The sequence below is a fragment of the Novosphingobium sp. SG751A genome (assembly GCF_013149295.1).
GTDB lineage: Bacteria > Pseudomonadota > Alphaproteobacteria > Sphingomonadales > Sphingomonadaceae > Novosphingobium.
In genome coordinates this window covers 69,719-88,710 of record NZ_JABGCB010000002.1, presented here as the reverse complement: position 1 = coordinate 88,710, position 18,992 = coordinate 69,719, and the positions used below count along the sequence as shown (strand labels likewise).

Here is an 18,992-nt window from a genome sequence, read left to right as displayed (position 1 = left end):
CCAATCCCTTCAATCCAGATCCAGCGCCTGTATCATCGGCTTTGTGATGAGACAGACGCCGTTTTCAGTGCGGCGAAAACGCTTGGCGTCCAGTTCGGGGTCCTCGCCCACCACCAGACCTTCAGGGATGCGCACGCCCGAATCGATGATCACGCGAGAGAGTTTGGCATGACGCCCGATGTTGCAATAAGGCAGGATCACCGCCTCATTGACCTGCGACCAGCTCCCCATCTTGACCCCCGTAAACAACAGCGAGCGATAGGCCGTGGCCCCCGAGACAATGCAGTCCTGCGAGATCAACGAGCGGATCGCATGGCCCCGGCGCCCTTCGTCATCGTGGACGAATTTGGCGGGCGCGGCCACGACCTGATCGGTCCAGATGCGCCAGTCACGGTCATACATGTTGAGCATCGGCACCGTGTCGGTCAGATCGAGATTGGTCTCGAAATAAGCATCAAGCGTGCCGACATCGCGCCAGTATTCACCGATCTCGTCGGCGGCGCGAACGCAGCTTTCGGTAAAGCGATGCGCCACCGCCTTGCCGCCCTTGACGATCTTGGGGATGAGATCATTGCCGAAATCATGCGTGCTGATCGGGTTGGCCGCATCCTCGCGCAGCAGGTCGAACAGGAATTTGGTATCGAACACATAAATGCCCATCGACGCCAGCGACCAGCCCGGCTTGCCCGGAATTTCAGGCGGATTGATCGGCTTTTCGACGAAATCAGTGATGACGTCATTGCCGTCCACCGCCATCACGCCAAAGCCGCTGGCCTCCTTTTGCGGGACCACAAGGCAACCGATCGTCACATCCGCGCCGCTGTTCACATGCTGACGCAGCATCAATTCATAGTCCATCTTGTAGATATGGTCGCCCGCCAGGATGACCATATATTTGGGACCATAGCTCTCGATGATGTCGATGTTCTGGTAAACGGCGTCGGCGGTGCCTTCATACCACTGGGTTTCGGAAACGCGCTGCGATGCGGGCAGGATGTCGAAGCTTTCGTTACGTTCCGGGCGCATGAAATTCCACGCGCGGTTCATGTGGCGGATCAGGCTGTGGGCCTTATACTGTGTGGCCACGCCGATGCGCCGGATGCCTGAATTGATTGCATTCGACAGGGCAAAGTCGATGATCCGGCTCATCCCCCCGAAATAGACCGCCGGCTTGGCGCGATTGTCGGTCAGTTCCTTCAGCCTGCTGCCCCGCCCCCCGGCCAAGACATAGGCCATCGCCTCGCGAGCCAAAGGCTGGCTATTCGTATCGCGCATCATACCCTCCCATTCACGCCGCAGCTTCAGTCCATTCCAGCATAATCGTGGCCAGAGGCGGCAGCGTGACCAACGCCGCGCCATCCTGCGCCACAACCTGTCCCATATTCCCCGCGCCGGTCCCGCCATAGCAGGCCGCATCGGTGTTGATGATTTCGCGCCACACCCCGTCGCGCGGCAAAGGCAGGCGGTAAGAGCCATGCACCTGAGGCGTCATATTGCTGATGACGGCCACACAGGCCCCATCGCCGGAATGGCGCGCCCATGCAAACACACTGGCCAGCGCATCGTCGACCACCAGCCATTGGAACCCCTCGCCCTCGCAATCGCGGGCGTGGAGCGCGGGCGTTTCGCGATAGGCGCGGTTGAGATCACGCACCAGCGCGCGCATCCCCTCATGCGCCGGATTGGCCAGCAGATCCCAGTCGAGGCTGCGCTCCTCGCTCCATTCGCGAAGTTGCGCAAACTCCTGCCCCATGAACAGCAGCTTCTTGCCCGGATAGCCCCACATCAACCCGTAATAGGCGCGCAGATTGGCGAATCTCTGCCATTCATCGCCCGCCATCTTGTTGACCAGACTGCCCTTGCCATGGACCACCTCGTCATGGCTGATCGCCAGCACGAAATTCTCGGCAAAGGCATACATCAGGCCAAAGGTGATGTCGTTATGGTGGTGACGCCGGTGGATGGGATCGCGCGCCATATAGCGCAGCGTGTCATGCATGAAGCCCATGTTCCACTTGAAGCCAAAGCCCAGCGCGTTGCGATTGTCATCGACCGCGGGCAGCGTCACGCCCGGCCATGCGGTCGATTCCTCGGCCACGGTGAAGAAGCCGGGGAACTGGCCATAGACCGCCCGGTTGACCGCGCGCAGGAAATCCACCGCTTCCCAGTTCTCGCGCCCGCCCGCCTCGTTGGGGATCCATTCGCCCGCCTTGCGGCTGTAATCGCGATAGAGCATCGAGGCCACCGCATCGACGCGAAGGCCATCGACATGATAGCGCTCGGCCCAGAACAGCGCGTTGTTGACGAGGAAAGAGGACACCTCGCGGCGCCCGAAATTATAGATGGCGGTGTTCCAGTCGGGGTGAAAACCCAGACGCGGATCATCATGTTCATAAAGCGCCGTGCCGTCAAAGCGCGCCAGCCCATGTGCGTCGGTGGGGAAATGGGCGGGCACCCAATCGACCAGCACGCCGATCCCGACCCGATGCGCCCCATCGACGAAACGGGCAAACCCTTCGGGCGGGCCAAAGCGGGCCGAGGGGGCAAACAGGCCCAGCGTCTGATAGCCCCATGACGGATCATAAGGATGCTCGGCAATCGGCAGGAACTCGATATGGGTAAAGCCCATCTCAACCACATAGGGGATCAGCTTTTCCGCCATGGCGTCCCAGTCGAGGAACCAGTCCTTGTCGTCGCGCATCCATGATCCGGCGTGGACCTCATAGATGCTGATCGGCGCGCGGCGCGGATCGACACTGGCCCAATATTCGCGGTGGCCTTCATCGCCCCAGTCCTGTTTCACCGGATGCGCGGTCAGACTGGCGGTCGAGGGGCGCAATTCGCCCGCCTGCCCCCACGGATCGGCTTTAAGCGGCAGGACTGCGCCATCGGCCCCCACGATGCGATATTTATACGCCGCCCCCACGCCCACGGTGGGCACGAAGATTTCCCACACGCCGATGTCGGCGCGGCGGCGCATCGGATGGCGGCGATGGTCCCAATCGTTGAAATCGCCCACCACGCTGACCAGCGCGGCATTGGGCGCCCAGACCGCAAAGTGAACGCCGTCGCTGCCCTCATGATGGATGCAATGCGCGCCCAGCTTGTCGAACAGGCGCAGGTGATGGCCCTCGTTGATGAGGTAATCATCCAGAGGCCCCAGCACCGGCCCATAGGAAAAGGCATCCTCGACAAACCAATGCGCGCCCAGCGCCCCCACGCGATAGCGCAAGGGCTGCGACGCCCCGGCGATCACGCCTTCAAACAGGCCCCGGTCATCGACCCGCTCCAGCGCGCCCAACTCCGCCCCGTCCAGCGCGCAGGCCACCGCGACCTGCGCTCCGGGCAGAACCGCCCGGACAAAAGTGCCCCCCGGCCCCTCATGCGGCCCCAGCAAGGAGAAGGGATCGGCATGAGTTCCATCGAGCAGGGCGGCAATAGCGGTCGGGTCGGGCTTCACTTGGACATTATCCTTATTTCACGCCCCAGATGTCGCGTGCATATTCGCCGATCGTGCGATCAGAGGAAAACCAGCCGACATTGGCAATGTTGTGAATAGCCGACTTGCGCCAACCGGCCTCATCCATCCAGCGCGCATCGACGGCGCGCTGGGCCTGAGCATAGGAGTCGAAATCGGCGGCCACAAGGAACCAGTCGCTGTCATACAGACCACCCATCAGGCCCTTGTAACGGTCGCGGTCATCGGGGCTGAACACGCCGCTGGCGATGGCCTGCACCGCCTGACGCAATTCGCGGTTGCCCTCGATGATGGCGCGCGGGTTGTATCCATTGGCGCGGGTGTCCTCGACCTCCTGCGCCGTCATGCCGAAGATGACGATATTCTCGTCGCCCACATGGTCCTTGATCTCGATATTCGCGCCGTCCAGCGTGCCAATGGTCAGCGCGCCATTGAGGGCGAATTTCATATTGCCGGTGCCCGAGGCCTCCATGCCCGCCGTGCTGATCTGTTCGGACAGATCAGCGGCCGGGATGATCCGCTCGGCAAAGCTGACATTGTAATTGGGCACGAAGACGACCTTGAGCAAACCGCCCACCGATGGATCGGAATTGACGCGGCGCGCAATGTCATTGGCCAGTTTGATGATCAGCTTGGCATTGTGATAGCTGGGCGCGGCCTTGCCGCCGAAGATCTTGACGCGCGGCACCCAGTCGCGCTCGGGATGGCTGCGGATCTGGTCATAAAGCGCGACCGTCTCGACCAGATTGAGCAACTGACGCTTATATTCATGGATGCGCTTGATCTGAACGTCGAACAGCGCATCGGGATCGAGCCGCACGCCCATCAATTGCTTGATATGGTTAGCCAGCGCCACCTTGTTCGCGCGCTTCACCTCGGCAATGCGCTCGCCAAACTGCGCGTCCCCGGCCAGAGCGTTCAGCCCCGCCAGTTTTTCCGCATCGTCAAGGAAGCCATCCCCGATCCCCTCGCGGATCACCTTGGTCAGGCCCGGATTGCATTGCTGGAGCCAGCGGCGCGGGGTCACGCCATTGGTCTTATTGTTGATCCGCGTGGGGTAGAGCTTGTGCAGATCGGAAAAGACCGTGCTTTTCATCAGGTCGGTATGCAACGCGGCCACGCCGTTGATCGAATGCGCGCCCACAAAGGCCAGATTCGCCATGCGCACCCGGCGTTCGCCATGTTCATCGATCAGGCTGATCGCGGCAATCTGCTCGCCGCTCATCCCGGCCTTGCGCGCCTCGCGCAATACGCGGCTGTTGATCGCATAGACGATCTGCATATGGCGCGGCAAAAGCCGTTCGAACAGCGGCAGCGGCCAGCTTTCCAGCGCCTCGGGCAAGAGCGTGTGGTTGGTATAGCCGATGGTGCCCTTGGTCACCTCCCACGCCTCGTCGAACTCGAGATGATGCACATCGATCAGCAGACGCATCAGTTCGGCCACGGCCACGCTGGGGTGCGTATCGTTCAACTGGATCGCGGCCATTTTCGGCAGGTTGCGCACATCCTTGTCGGCCTGAAGATGGCGGCGCAGGATGTCCTGAATCGAGGCGCTGGAGAAGAAATATTCCTGACGCAGCCGCAGTTCCTGACCCGCAGGCGTGTTGTCGGCGGGATAGAGCACGCGCACCAGGCTGTCGGCCTTGACCTGTTCGGCCAGAGCGCCGGCATGATCGCCCGCGTTGAACGCATCCAAACGCAGCGGATCGAGCGCCCATGCCGTCCACAGGCGCAAAGTATTCACCCGCGCCCCGCGCCAGCCCACCACCGGCGTATCGACCGCGCTGGCCTCGACCTGCTCGGCCGGGTGCCACACCACTCCGCCATTGCCCTCGATCACCTCGCCGCCAAAGCCCACGCGATAGGCGCTTTCCCGGCGGTCGAATTCCCACGGATTGCCATGGGCCAGCCATGTTTCGGGCAATTCCACCTGCCAGCCATCGTCGATCCGCTGACGGAACATGCCGTTCACGTATCGGATGCCATAGCCATAGGCCGGAATATCAAGGCTGGCCAAACTCTCCATGAAACAGGCCGCCAGACGCCCAAGCCCGCCATTGCCCAGCGCCGCATCGGGCTCCAGTTCCTCCAACTGCGCCAGATCGAACCCATGTTCGCGCAGCGCCGCCTCCATCTCGCGCGTCACGTCCAGATTGGAGAGCGCATCGCGCATCAGCCGCCCGATCAGGAACTCAAGGCTGAGATAGTAAACCCGCTTACCCTCTTCCTCATAGGTGCGGCGGGTCGATTCAAACCAGCGGTCGATGATCCGGTCGCGCACCGAAAGCACGGCGGCGTGAAACCAGTCATGCGGCTTGGCGGCGCGTTCGTCCTTGCCCACGCGGTGGCGCAGAACATCGACGATGAGATCGCTGATCGAGGGCTGGGAATCTGTCTGGGACTGGCTCATGCAACGATACTCCCCATGATGCCCGAGGCGCCCAATGGCCGCCCGAGACGCTGATGTCCTGTCCTCCCCCAACCGACTTCGCGCCTTGCCTCTGATGAGCGCATAGGATTTCGCGTCGCTTCCTTTGCAGGAGACTAGGACAGCTTTGCCCAACCCGACAAGGTATGATGCAATCTATTGTCGCAATTTCTTGCCCTGTCGATGCGGCTCCTTTGGCAATACGTATGCCATCGCGGCGCAGCACTCTTGGCGCTGCGGCGCAGCAATGCCAGAATGAGGGTCATCGGGGCCTTCCCGCGCCCCATGCTGCGGAGCCGCGCGATGAATGATACCCTTTCGGAACAGACGCTCTGGTGGCGCGGCGCGGCGATCTATCAGATCTATCCGCGCAGCTTTGCCGACAGCAATGGCGACGGCATCGGCGACCTGCCGGGCATCACCGCCCGCCTGTCCCATATCGCCTCCCTTGGCGTCGAGGCGATCTGGATCAGCCCGTTCTTTACCAGCCCGATGGCCGATTATGGCTATGACGTGGCCGATTATTGCGATGTCGATCCGATCTTCGGCACGCTGGATGATTTCGACGCGCTGGTGGCGCGCGCGCATGAACTGGGGGTCAAGGTCACCATCGACCTTGTCTTTGCCCATACCAGCGACGCCCACCCATGGTTTGCCGACAGCCGAGCATCGAAGGAAAGCGACCATGCCGACTGGTACGTCTGGCGCGACGCCAACCCGGACGGCACCCCGCCCAACAATTGGCAATCGGTGTTCGGCGGCCCGGCATGGACATGGGACGCGCGCCGCCAGCAATATTACTATCACCAGTTCCTGAAAGAGCAGCCCCAGCTCAACGCGCATAACCCTGCGGTGCAGGAAGCCTGCCTTGATGTAATGCGCTTCTGGCTGGATCGCGGGGTGAACGGGTTTCGGCTTGATGCTTTGAACCACGCCTTTTTCGACCCCGAACTGCGCGACAATCCGGTGTCGCGCGGGCATCATGTGCGCACCCGCCCCTTCGATTTTCAGGACAAGATCCACAGCCAGAACCACCCCGCCGCCATTCCCTTCATCGAACGCATCGGCGCGCTGTGCGGGGAATATGGCGCGATCTTCACCGTGGCCGAGGTCGGCGGCGATGGCGCGGTGGGGCTGATGAAGGATTACACGGCGGGCGATGCGCGCCTGTCGAGCGCCTACAGCTTCGACTTCCTCTATGCCCCCGAACTGACGCCGCAGCGGATCAAAAGCTCGCTGGGCCAATGGCATGGTGGGGATGAAGGCTGGCCGAGCTGGGCCTTTGAGAACCACGATGCGCCGCGCCATATCTCGCGCTGGGCGCCAAATGCCGACCACGGCGCCGATCTGACCGCCTATGCCCGGCTGACCATGGCGCTGCTGATCGCGCTGCGGGGCAATATCTTCCTCTATCAGGGTCAGGAACTGGCGCTGACGCAGGACGAGATCCCCTTCCACCTGCTCAAGGACCCAGAGGCCATCGCCAACTGGCCGCTGACGCTATCGCGCGACGGGGTGCGCACGCCGATGCCATGGCAATCGGACTCCTCCCATGGCGGCTTTACCACGGGCGAGCCGTGGCTGCCCCTTTCGGAGGCCAATATCGCCCGCGCCGCCGCCACGCAGGAGGCCGATCCGGCCAGCCCGCTGCACTGGACCCGCGCGATGCTCGCCCTGCGCCGGGGCAGCGCGGCCTTGCGCCTCGGCGCGATGGAGGATGTGCATACCCATGGCATGTTGCTGCATTTCGCCCGGCATTGGGGAGATGAACGGGTGCATTGCGCCTTCAACCTTGGCGCCGCGCCGATGCGCCATGCCTGTCCGGCGGGCGCGCTGATACTGTCGGTCAATGGCGGCGGGGCGGCGCAATTACCGCCATTCGGCGCAGTTTTCATTCGCCAGACATTGGGCTAACACGCCCGCATGACATTGCCCATTGATGACGATCATGCCGCGCTGGCCGCGGTGGCCGCGCATGGCGGCGCGCTTTGCACAGTCGTGGGGATCGACGGCAGTTGGTCGCGGCGCTGGGGCGCGCAACTGGCGGTGCTGGGCGAAAAGACGATGGTGGGATCGCTGGCCGATGGCTGCCTCGAAGCCGCCTTGATGCGCGAAGCGATGGCAGGCGGTCGTCCGCGCGTGCTGCGCTATGGCGCGGGTTCGCCCTTTATCGACATCCGCCTGCCCTGCGGTTCGGGGGTCGAGGTGATGGTCGATCCGGCCCCCGATGCCGATGCGCTAAAGGGCGCAGTGGCGGCGCTGGAGCGGCGCGAGGTGGCGCATCTGTCGCTGGGCGAAGGCTTTACGCGGCGCTATCTGCCCCGCCTGCGCCTGCTGGTGCTGGGCAGCGGGCCTGAGGCCGCCGCCCTTGCCGCCATGGGTCGCACGCAGGGGATCGAGGTCCTTCTGGTCACGCCCCATGGACAGGCGGGAGATGCCATAATGTCGCTGGGCCGGCCCCCCGCCCTGCCCGATGGCTGGACGCCCGATCCATGGACCGCCGTGGCTGTCCTGTTCCACGACCACGAATGGGAGCGAACGCTGATCCCATGGGCGATGGGCACCGATGCGTTTTATGTGGGCGCGCAGGGCGGCGCGAAAACGCGGGCGAACCGGGTGGAATTGCTCTCCTCGCTGGGGTTTGACGAGGCGGCGCTGGCGCGTCTGCATTCGCCCATCGGGTTGATCCCCGCCACGCGGACGCCCTCGGTGCTGGCGCTATCCGTACTGGCCGAGGTGGTGGGGGCGTATGAGGGGTTGTTAGGGTAGGGGTTTAAGGAAGTGTGCCTCCGCCAAACCTACAACCGATCAGCCTGCGACACCGCATCACTGGCGCGCAAACTCGAAACGATGCGCGTCAGATGCGCCAGATCGCTGACCTCCAGATCAACCTCGTAAGTGCCGAAGAGTTCATCGCGGTGGACATTCTGGAGCTGGGTGATGTTGGCCTTGTTGGCGGCGAAGATGCCGGTGACCTCGGCCAGCGTACCGGGGCGGTTATAGAGGATGCAGCGCAGGCGGCCGACGGCGCCGACGCTGCGATCGCCCCATGACAGGTCGATCCAGTCATGGTCCCCGCCCTCGATCAGGACGTCGCAGGCGATGGAATGGACCTCCACCCCGACGCCGGGTTTGCGCAGGCCCACGATGCGGTCGCCCGGCACCGGGTGGCAGCATTCGGCAAGGTGGAAGGCCATGCCGGGGGTGAGCCCCTTGATCGAGATCGCGCGCTCCTGCTTGGGCCATGCCTCAGGCTCGGGCATATCGCGCGCAGAGCCGGGGACCAGCGCCTCCATCACCTGCCGGTCGTCCAGCTTGGCCGTGCCGATGGCGGCCATCAACTCGTCCTCGTTCTTCAGCCCCAGCCGCTTGACCGCCTCGGCGGTGGCCTTCTTGCCGACCTTGGTGGGCAGGCGCTCGATGATCTCATCAAACAGCTTGCGCCCGATGGCGGCCAGTTCGGAGCGCTCCTTGATGCGCACCGCGCGCCGGATGGCGGCGCGCGCCTTGCCCGTCACGCAAAAGCCCAGCCATGCCAGTTGCGGGCTGGCGCTGCGGTTCTTGATGATTTCCACCACATCGCCATTGCTCAGCGCCGTGCGCAAAGGCACATGGCGCCCGTTGAGCTTGGCGCCCACGGCCATGCTGCCCAGGTCGCTGTGCACCGCATAGGCAAAGTCGATGGGGGTCGCGCCCTTGGGCAACTGGAACAATTTGCCCTTGGGGGTGAAGGCGAAGATGCGGTCCTGATAGATCGCCATCCGCGTGTTTTCGAGCAGTTCTTCGGGATCGTTGCTGGCCTCCAGCACCTCGACCAGATCGCGCAGCCAGCCCACCTGCGTATCGGGCACCACCCCGCCCTGCTTATAGCTCCAATGCGCGGCCAAGCCATATTCGTTGGTTTCGTGCATATCCCATGTGCGGATCTGCACCTCCATCCGCATGGCCTTTTCATAGATCATCGAGGTATGCAGGCTTTGATAGCCATTGACCTTGGGGGTCGAGATATAATCCTTGAAGCGCCCCGGCAGCGCCTGCCAAGTGGTGTGCAGCACGCCGATGGCGCGATAGCAATCCTCGACATTGCCCACCAGTACGCGGAAGGCCATGATGTCGGTGATCTGGTCGAAATTGACATGGCGTTCGGCCATCTTGCGCCAGATCGAATAGGGGTGCTTTTCGCGCCCCCACACCTTGCACTTCACCCCCGCCTCGGTCAGCGCCTGGCTGATCGAGAGGGCGATCGCGTCCACCTGCCCGTGGTCCTGGCTGCGGATTTGGGCAAGGCGGCCGGTGATCGTGGCATAGGCTTCGGGCTCAAGCTGCTGAAACGCCAGCAACTGCATCTCGCGCATATATTCATACATGCCCACGCGCTCGGCCAGCGGGGCATAGATATCCATGGTTTCCTTGGCGATGCGGCGGCGCTTGTCCTCGCTCTTGATGTAATGGAGCGTGCGCATATTGTGCAGCCGGTCGGCCAGCTTGACCAGCAGAACGCGCAGGTCCTCGCTCATCGCCAGCAGGAACTTGCGCAGGTTTTCGGCCGCGCGCTCCTTCTCGCTCATCGCCTCGATCTTGGTCAGCTTGGTCACGCCATCGACCATCCGCGCCACATCCGGCCCGAACAGCTTTTCCACCTCATCAATGGTGGCCAGCGTGTCCTCGACCGTATCGTGCAGCAAGGCGGTGATGATCGTGTCCTGATCGAGCTTCAGCTCGGTCATCAACCCGGCCACCTCGACCGGGTGGCTGAAATAAGGGTCGCCGCTGGCGCGCTTCTGGCTGCCATGCTTCTGGACGGTATAAACATAGGCGCGGTTGAGCATCTGCTCATCCGCATCAGGCGCGTAAGCCTTAACCCTCTCGACAAGTTCGTATTGGCGCAACATCGTTATGCGACTTTGGGGGGATGGGCGCAGAAGGGCAAGGGGGTTTATGGGATTTTAGGCCGGGTTTCGGCGGGAGTTAAATGCCTCCGGCGGGCAAAGGGCGAGGGCCCTTTGCAATCCCATTACTGTCATCGTGGTGCGTCGGGTTCGGCGGAGCGCAACAGAGCCAGGCTTTAAAAACAAAGCCTGCGGCGCTTTTGAGCGTAAGTTCGCAGCGCCGCAGGCTTTCCAACCGTCGAAATTACATCAAGGCTGCAAACCTCCAACCACCCCATTAACGGGATTGCAAAGGGCCCTCGCCCTTTGCCCGCCGGAGGCAAATCTCCCCCTTCTTACGCCCCCCGAACAAACGCCCCGCAGGCAATCCGCCCACCCGCATTCCCGGTGGGGTCAGTCTTGTAATCGTCGGGCGCGGCATGGACGACCACCGCCCCGCCATCCTTGTCGAACAGCGCGGTGAGCAGTTCATCCGCCTTATAGTCCAGCGGCAGGGTGACATTGGCCGTGCCGTCATCGCCCACGGTGATATTGGGCATATCGCCCATATGCGCGCCCATCGGGTTGTCGCGGCCATGCTGATGCCCGGCCGGGTTCAGGTGTCCGCCCGCCGAGGTGAAGGCGGGAACCTCGCACACGCCGCGCATATGCAGATGGACCGCATGCACGCCCGCCGGCAGGCCAGAGAGCGAGAGCTTGAGCCCCAGCTTGCCCTTGACCTCAACGATCGAGGCAAGGCCGGCAGGCATCGTATCGCCCTTCATCAGCGCCGCGCTGGCCAGCACCTTCTCCTTGGGGGGGGCCACCTTGGCCATGCCCGCACCCGGCAGCATCACCCCGGCCAGCGCCCCGGCAATCGTCAGACCCGTCAAAATCTTAGCCATCATCCGATCCTTTCCACCTATCCGCGCCCTTAACGCGCCAACCCGGTTTTTGCTCCCGTATCAGCTCCAGACCGCTTCGGGCGGCAGGCTCATCAGGATCGCATCGATATTGCCGCCGGTTTTCAGCCCGAACAAAGTGCCCCGGTCGTAAACCAGATTGAATTCGGCATAGCGGCCGCGCCATTCAAGCTGCTGCTGCTTTTGTGCGGCGTCAAAGGCGATGCCCATCCGGCGGCGCACCAGTTGCGGAAAAATCGACAGGAAGGTCTCGCCCACCTCTTTGGTAAAGGCGAAATTGGCCTCCCACGCCGCCTCGTCGGCGCATTCCAGATGATCGTAGAAAATGCCGCCCACCCCGCGATGCACCTTGCGATGGGGGATGTAGAAATAGTCATCCGCCCATGCCTTATAGCGCTCGTAATAGCCCTCGCCATGCGCGTCGCAGGTGGCCTTGAAGGCGCCGTGGAAATCCGCGGTATCCTCATCATAAGGCAGCGGCGGATTGAGATCCGCGCCGCCGCCGAACCACGCTTTGGTGGTGGTCAAAAACCGCGTATTCATATGTACGGCGGGCACATGCGGATTGGCCATATGCGCGACAAGGCTGATGCCCGTGGCGGTAAAGCCGGGGTTTTCCACGCTGGCGCCGTTGATGCTGGCAGCGAACTGGGGCGAAAAGGCGCCATGGACGGTCGAGACATTGACCCCCACCTTTTCAAACACCTTGCCCTTCATCAGGCCCTGCACGCCGCCTCCGGTGTCCGCCTCGCCCGCTACCGCATCGCGGGTCCACGGCGTATATTGGAAACCGGCGTCCGAACCCGCCTCGCGCTCGATCTTTTCAAATTCGGCGCAAATGCCATCGCGCAGAGCTTCGAACCAGGTCTTGGCGCGCTGCGTATAGGGGGTCCAGTCGGTCACTTATCGCCTCTCTTGCGGGGATTGTTGCGCTCCCGCTTGCCACCGCCGGACGGGCGCGGCAAGGGGGCCGGATGGCCGCGATGCAGTTTGCCCCTTTTTCCTTTGCCGATCAGGAATGGCTGATCTCGGACAGCCGCGCGGTCTATTGGCCCGCGCAGCAGGCGCTGCTGGTGGCCGACCTGCATCTGGAAAAGGCCAGTTGGTATGCCCAGACCGGCCAGATGCTGCCCCCCTATGACAGCCGCGAAACGTTGGAGCGGTTGAACGCGGCGGCGGCGATGACGGGCGCGCGGCGGATATTGTGCCTTGGCGACAATTTCCACGATGACGGCGGCCCGGCACGCATGGAGCCGGAAGCGGCCCGGATGCTGGGCGATCTGGCGCGGCGACTCGATGTGGTATGGATCGTGGGCAATCACGATGCGGGGCTGGCCGCAGAAATGACGGGCGATGTGGTCGAGGAGATGACGCTGAACGGCATCGCCTTGCGTCACGAGGCTCTGGCCGAAGAAGCAGGGCCGGAGATCTCAGGCCATTACCATCCCAAATTGCGGCTGCGGGTACGCGGACGCGCGATCAGCCGTCCCTGTGCGCTGCGCAGCGAGAATCGGCTGATTTTGCCCGCATTTGGCGCGTTGACCGGGGGGATGGATGCCGCCGACCCGGCGCTGATCGCCGCTATGCGGCCCGCAAAACGCGCCGAGGCGATCTTGTGCGCGGCGGCAAAAGCCGTCATCATGCCCGTCTGGACCGCCTGAGACACAAGTTTCGCGATTTTGCCTCACCTGTGGCGAAATTGCGCTTTCATGCATGTGTGTTTCGATCTAAAGGCGCTCATCCAGAAATGTTCTATGGAGAGTAGATTATAGCCCCCCCTCCCCGGCGCAGCATGGCGCCCCCCGTCAAAAGCGGGCCTCGCTACAACGAGATGATTAACGTGCCCAAGGTGCGCGTGATCGATGACGAGGGCGAAAACCTCGGCATCCTGTACACGCGCGAAGCGATCGAGCGTGCGTTCGAACTTGGGCTTGACCTTGTCGAAGTGTCGCCCAACGCCGACCCGCCGGTCTGCAAATTCCTCGACGTGGGCAAGTTCCGCTATGAGGCGCAGAAAAAGGCCAACCTGGCCCGCAAGTCGCAAAAGACGCAGGAGATCAAAGAGATCAAGATGCGTCCCAATATCGACGATCACGACTATGACGTGAAGATGCGCGCCATTCACAAGTTCATCGGCGAAGGTGACAAGGTGAAGGTGACGTTGCGCTTCCGCGGTCGCGAACTTTCGCACCAGCAGTTGGGCATGAACCTGCTCAAGCGCGTGCAGGAAGATGCGGCCGAACTGGCCAAGGTCGAAGCCTATCCGCGCATGGAAGGCCGTCAGATGCTGATGGTGCTTTCGCCCAAATAAGGCTACAAAGACCCTGCCTCGCTGGTTTGGCGGCCATTTCCGGCCAAACAGGCTGACCGGCAGGATCTACGAAGAGGCGCTGGAACCCCAAGGAGCGATCCGGGCGGTTCCGGCGCCTTTTTCTTTGCCTGCAGAGGATCTGCTGCGGGGCCGCACCTCAGGCATCCGCCCGAAGCTTGCAGCGCCGGGAGCGGGGCTGGGACCGCACAAAATCGAAAATGTCAGGGGGCCTGTAAGCCGGGTTCTGTGAAGGCCGCTCGTATCCTTGCGGACGCGGCGGCCAGCGGCAGCCATTCCTCTCGGCGCCCTGTTGCCAGTGCGCTCCAGCAACCAACCCGGGCAACTGGCGCGAAACCCGCCTGTCCTTGCGGACGCGTTGCCCCTATTCGGTCTTGCTCCGGGTGGGGTTTGCCTTGCCGATTCTGTCGCCAGAATCGCGGTGCGCTCTTACCGCACCCTTTCACCCTTACCTTGGGATTTGCATCCGTTCGGCGGTTTGCTCTCTGTGGCACTTTCCCTTGAAGGTCGGCCAAAAGCCTTCCCCCCGGCGGGCGTTACCCGCCACCCTCGTTTCGTGGAGCCCGGACTTTCCTCGGCAGAGTTGAACCCTGACGCGGCTGCCCCGCCCCCTGACGCGCGGACCGCTAGCAGGCTTTGGCAGGGGAGAAAAGCGATTAAGGCGACGATTTTTGCGCTGCATCAAGGCAAGGCTTGCCCACGATGCCATGGCAGGCCTGACACCATACGCCGCGCGCTCGATATATTCAGAAACCATCACATTACACTTATGTTGCAACTGCGTCACACTGTTGCTGAATTTTGGATGAATATGTCAAAACGCGATTGCATGTCGCGGCCCACCCCCCAATAGACTTTCATCACTGTAAGTAAAGTGCCGGTGCGGGCTCTTCCCACAGGCGCTTTCAGGGGGACAATCCAGTTATGAATAACCACAAGCACCTTCGTGGCGCGTGGCTGCGCCATGGTGTTGCAGCGCTCTCGCTTGTCACCACGCTCGCCTCGGCCCCGGCCTTTGCGCAGGCCACTGCCAGCGAACCGGAAACCATCGTCGTCACCGGCACGCTGTTCCGCCGCACCAACACCGAAACGCCTTCGCCGGTCACCGTGCTGACCTCTGAATCGTTGATTAAGGCCGGTATCACCACCGCCTCGGACGCGATTCGCTCGATTTCGGCCGACGGCGCCGGTTCGATCGGTTCGGGCTTCCAGTCGGGCTTCTCGGCGGGCGGTTCGGCCGTGTCGCTGCGCGGTCTGGGCGTTTCCTCGACCCTCGTGCTGGTCGATGGCCTGCGTTCGGCCAATTTCCCGCTGAACGATGACGGCCACAATGCCTATGTCGACCTCAATTCGATCCCCTTCAGCCTGATCGACAAGATCGAAGTGCTCAAGGACGGCGCTTCGTCGAGCTATGGCGCGGATGCGATCGGCGGCGTGGTCAACCTCAAGCTGAAGAAGCAGTTCAACGGCGTGGCCGGCAATGCCGAAAGCGGCATCTCCGAGCGCGGCGATGGCCGCTACAGCCGCCTGAGCGCCACGGTCGGCTTTGGCGACTATCAGAACGAGGGCTGGAATTTCTACGTCAACGGCGAATACCAATACAACGGCCGCATATCGAACGCGAGCCGCGGCTTCCCCTACAACACCCAGGATCTGCTCTCGATCGGCGGCCTCGACAAGAACGCCGACGACTCCTCGATGACCCGCAACGTGCCCACCGCCTATGTCGTGCGCACCTCGCAGAGCGATCTGAACAACCCGCTTTCGGGCGGCATTAATGCATCCGACGGCAAGACGGCGCAATATACCGCGCTTGGCCTTGCCAATTGCGCGGGCGGCACCTTCACTGCCTCAAACGGCACCGGCTGCAAATACGATCTGGTCAACCAGTATCGCCAGATCGCCCCGCTGCAGGAACGCTACTCGATCAACGGCCGCCTCAGCTTCCGCGTCTCGGACAGCATCGAAGGCTATATCACCGGCAGCTGGAGCCACAGCTATGTGTCGATCAATGGCACGCCTTCGGCCATTCGCGCCACCCAGCCCTTCGGCGGCTCGCCCACGCTGGCCTCGTCCAGCCCCGGCATCGTGCTGCCCGTCTACGTCTGCTCCTCGGGCGTGAACTGCGCCACGGCGGCGGATCGTCAGCTCAACACGACGAACAACCCCTATGCTTCGGCCTATGCCAATGATCCGACCAATGGCGCGGCCCGCATCTATTACATGTTCGGCGACATTCCGGCGGGCAGCGAGCGCACCAATGACGTGTATCGCTTCACCTCGGGCCTGAACGGCAAGATTGGCGAAAGCACCGACTGGCGCGTTGAGGGCGTCTATGCCCGCGACAACCTGAAGCTGACCCAGCACGGCCTGCTCAACATCGCCAACCTGATGAAGGCCATCAACACCGGGTCGTATAATTTCGCCAATCCGTCGGCCAATTCGGCGGCTGTGCGCAACTTCATCGCCCCGGACCGGACCACGCCGTCCTATTCGGAAATGTATGGCGTTGACGCTTCGATGACGCGCTCGCTGTTCGAACTGCCCGGCGGCAAGGCGCAGCTGGCCATCGGCGGCCAGATCCGCGCTGAAAAACTGGAAAACCGCAACCAGAATGTGGCGCTCGACACCTATGGCCTGACCACGGCTTCGGCCTATGGCCAGCACACCGTGTCGGCGGCCTATTTCGAAGTCGATGCGCCGATCTCGCGCATGCTCGACACCAACTTCTCGGGCCGTTTCGACCATTATTCGGAAGGCTATTCGAAGTTCTCGCCCAAAGTTGGCGTGAAGTTCACCCCGATCAAGGCGCTGGCCTTCCGCGGCACCTACTCGGAAGGCTTCCGTGCCCCGACCTTTGCCGAATCGGGTCCGCGCAGCCAGTATGCCGGTTTCGTTTCGACGACCCCGCCCGCCGGTTTTGTTGACCAGCACGGCGGCGCCGCGGCCAACAATTCCTATAACAACGTCTATAATCTGGGCCGTGGCTCGGTTGGCAACCCCAACCTCAAGCCGGAAAACTCGCGCAGCTTTACGTTGGGCATGATCGCCCAGCCGACGCGTTGGCTCAGCTTCACGGCTGACTATTACAACATCAAGAAGTCGAACCTGATCGTTTCGGGCCCGCTGGCCGGTAAGGCTGTGGACGCCTATTTCAGCGCCACCAATCTGGCCGCTGCTCAGGCCGCCGTGGCCGCTGTTGGGCCGGGCTATTCGGTGAACTCGGTTGACTCTGTCGACCCGCTCTATCCCGACGCCCTGCCGCGCGTGCTGATCATCAACGTGCCCTATGTGAACGCGAACTACTCGGTCACCTCGGGCCTTGATTTCTCGGCCACGGCCAAGGTCAATCTGCCGCGCAACATCAAGTGGACCAGCCGTCTGGAAGCCACTTATGTCATTCGTTATGACCTGAACAATGCCGGTGTGCTCCAGCGTTATGCCGGCACCTTTGGCCCCTACGACCTGTCGTCGGGCAACGGCACGCCGCGCATCCGCGGCAACTGGCAGAACACGCTGGAAATCGGTCAGCTCTCGCTCAGCCTGACGACCTACTATGTGGGCCGCATCAAGGAAACGGCTGCCGACCAGGCCAGCACGGACACCAGCTGCTCGCAGAACCTCTACAAGACCGGCAACAACTTCTGCTATGTCAGCCCGTTCATCAACAATGACTTCAACGCGACGCTCAAGATCAACGATCGCATGACCGTCTATGGCATTGTGAAGAACCTGTTCGACGCCAAGGCTCCGGTGGCCCCGGCCGCCTACTCCAGCGCGCCGAACTTCCTCACCACCTGGCACTATGCCGGTCTGGTGGGCCGCGAATTCCGCGCGGGCGTGAACATCAAGATGTAAACATCGCGTGGGCCGGAAAGGGCTTTGGCTCTTTCCGGCCTGCGGATGAGCAATTGGGCGCTGCCTTTCCATTGCGGGGGCGGCGCCTTTTTTGTTTTTAGGGGGGAAGTATGCCTCCGGCGGGCAAAGGGCGGGGGCCCTTTGCAATCCCATGAATTGGGTGGTGCCGGATTTGTGGGGGTGATTTTTCCGGATGGTTTGAAAGCTTGCGGCGCGGCAACCTTGTGCTGATCGGCGCCGCAGGCCTCAAAATTCAAACGCCGCGTCCTTCGCCCAAGGCCAATCCCATGGCGCAACGATGACAGTATCGGGATTGCAAAGGGCCCCCGCCCTTTGCCCGCCGGAGGCAAACCTTCCCCTGTTAATAGGGAAAGTCCTCCTCCCCGCATTCCTTCCAATCCTCGCCCTCCGATGCATCACGCGCGATCAGCAATTCGAAGAGCAAAGCCCCCACCTCGCCGTCCAGTTCGCCATCGACGATGCGCGGGCGGAACCGGCGCTGAAAGGCGGCGACAGCGGCCCGGCCATCGGTGACTTCATAGCCGAAGCGTTCGAGGGACAAATAAAACGCCCCCGGATTTTCATGCAGCAGCCGGATGCGCGGATGCGGCGTGGGCAGCGCCAGCCCATAGCGCGCGAGCAATTCCCAGTCGAACAACTCGCCCGGATCCTGTTTGCGCGCGGGGGCAACATCGGAATGGCCCACCACATTGGCCGGTTCGATATTATGCCGCGCCATGATGCTGGAAAGGAGCGGAATCAACGATTCCATCTGCGCCTCGGTAAAGGGGCGATAGCCGAATTCGTGGCCGGGGTTGACGATCTCGATGCCGATGCTGGCCGAGTTGACGTCGGTGATTCCGCGCCAATAGGATCGCCCCGCATGCCACGCCCGCTTTTCCTCGGGCACAAGGCGGATGACGGTGCCATCCTCGTCGATCAGGTAATGGGCCGAAACCTCAGCGGCCGGATCGCACAGACGGTCGAGCGCCTCCTGCATGGTCTGCATGCCTGTGTAATGCAGCACGACCATGCTGATCGGCAATTTTCGCTCATTGCAATTGGGCGAGAGGCATTCGCGGTGAACCAGTTCGTTCATGCCAGCTTC

General features: G+C 62.4%; 12 protein-coding genes and 1 other RNA gene. 5 read left to right on the top strand and 8 right to left on the bottom strand.

Features of this window, described 5'->3' with window-relative positions; translation table 11 throughout:
- Positions 1-9: 9 nt before the first annotated feature.
- From glgC to FHW96_RS02815, 3 genes are read right to left on the bottom strand one after another with little or no spacing between them, the layout of a single operon-like run.
- Positions 10-1,275 (bottom strand): glucose-1-phosphate adenylyltransferase, encoded by a 1,266-nt coding sequence (gene glgC / locus FHW96_RS02825; protein WP_172339050.1) that lies wholly within the window; start codon positions 1,273-1,275, stop codon positions 10-12.
- Between the two features lie 13 nt (positions 1,276-1,288).
- Positions 1,289-3,460 (bottom strand): 1,4-alpha-glucan branching protein GlgB, encoded by a 2,172-nt coding sequence (glgB, locus tag FHW96_RS02820; RefSeq protein ID WP_172339049.1) that lies wholly within the window; start codon positions 3,458-3,460, stop codon positions 1,289-1,291.
- 13 nt (positions 3,461-3,473) lie between these two features.
- Positions 3,474-5,888 (bottom strand): glycogen/starch/alpha-glucan phosphorylase, encoded by a 2,415-nt coding sequence (locus FHW96_RS02815; protein ID WP_172339048.1) that lies wholly within the window; start codon positions 5,886-5,888, stop codon positions 3,474-3,476.
- Positions 5,889-6,209: 321 nt separating this feature from the next.
- Here FHW96_RS02815 and FHW96_RS02810 point away from each other — a divergent pair, with 321 nt between their 5' ends.
- Together FHW96_RS02810 and FHW96_RS02805 are read left to right on the top strand one after the other, a co-directional pair.
- Positions 6,210-7,820, top strand: coding sequence for an alpha-amylase family glycosyl hydrolase (locus FHW96_RS02810; RefSeq protein WP_216650749.1), 1,611 nt, complete (start codon positions 6,210-6,212; stop codon positions 7,818-7,820).
- Between the two features lie 9 nt (positions 7,821-7,829).
- Positions 7,830-8,675: an XdhC family protein gene (locus FHW96_RS02805; RefSeq protein WP_172339046.1), complete on the top strand. Its 846-nt coding sequence runs from the start codon at positions 7,830-7,832 to the stop codon at positions 8,673-8,675.
- Between the two features lie 29 nt (positions 8,676-8,704).
- Here the strand turns inward: FHW96_RS02805 and FHW96_RS02800 are convergent, their stop codons facing one another.
- The 3 genes from FHW96_RS02800 to hemF form a co-directional block, all read right to left on the bottom strand.
- Entirely contained in the window at positions 8,705-10,798 is a 2,094-nt protein-coding gene (locus FHW96_RS02800) for a bifunctional (p)ppGpp synthetase/guanosine-3',5'-bis(diphosphate) 3'-pyrophosphohydrolase (RefSeq protein ID WP_172339045.1), read from the bottom strand.
- 332 nt (positions 10,799-11,130) lie between these two features.
- Positions 11,131-11,682 (bottom strand): superoxide dismutase family protein, encoded by a 552-nt coding sequence (locus tag FHW96_RS02795; protein ID WP_305849670.1) that lies wholly within the window; start codon positions 11,680-11,682, stop codon positions 11,131-11,133.
- A gap of 57 nt (positions 11,683-11,739) precedes the next feature.
- Positions 11,740-12,600: an oxygen-dependent coproporphyrinogen oxidase gene (hemF, locus tag FHW96_RS02790; protein ID WP_172339044.1), complete on the bottom strand. Its 861-nt coding sequence runs from the start codon at positions 12,598-12,600 to the stop codon at positions 11,740-11,742.
- Between the two features lie 71 nt (positions 12,601-12,671).
- Between hemF and pdeM the strand changes: the two genes are divergently transcribed.
- Positions 12,672-13,358 carry a ligase-associated DNA damage response endonuclease PdeM gene (gene pdeM / locus FHW96_RS02785; protein ID WP_172339043.1) on the top strand — a complete coding sequence of 229 codons (687 nt, stop codon included), beginning with the start codon at positions 12,672-12,674 and terminating at the stop codon, positions 13,356-13,358.
- A gap of 131 nt (positions 13,359-13,489) precedes the next feature.
- On the top strand, positions 13,490-14,008 hold the full coding sequence (gene infC / locus FHW96_RS02780; RefSeq protein WP_168602223.1) for a translation initiation factor IF-3: 519 nt from the start codon (positions 13,490-13,492) through the stop codon (positions 14,006-14,008).
- 217 nt (positions 14,009-14,225) lie between these two features.
- Here infC and rnpB read toward each other — a convergent pair.
- Positions 14,226-14,641, bottom strand: an RNA gene (rnpB, locus tag FHW96_RS02775) — RNase P RNA component class A.
- Between the two features lie 309 nt (positions 14,642-14,950).
- On the opposite strand from rnpB, the gene FHW96_RS02770 reads away from it, so the two are divergent.
- A complete protein-coding gene (locus FHW96_RS02770; RefSeq protein WP_172339042.1) occupies positions 14,951-17,884 on the top strand; it encodes a TonB-dependent siderophore receptor in 2,934 nt (977 codons plus the stop codon).
- 361 nt (positions 17,885-18,245) lie between these two features.
- On the opposite strand, the gene FHW96_RS02765 is transcribed toward FHW96_RS02770, so the two are convergent.
- Positions 18,246-18,983, bottom strand: coding sequence for an N-acetylmuramoyl-L-alanine amidase (locus FHW96_RS02765; RefSeq protein ID WP_172339041.1), 738 nt, complete (start codon positions 18,981-18,983; stop codon positions 18,246-18,248).
- Between the last annotated feature and the right edge of the window lie 9 nt (positions 18,984-18,992).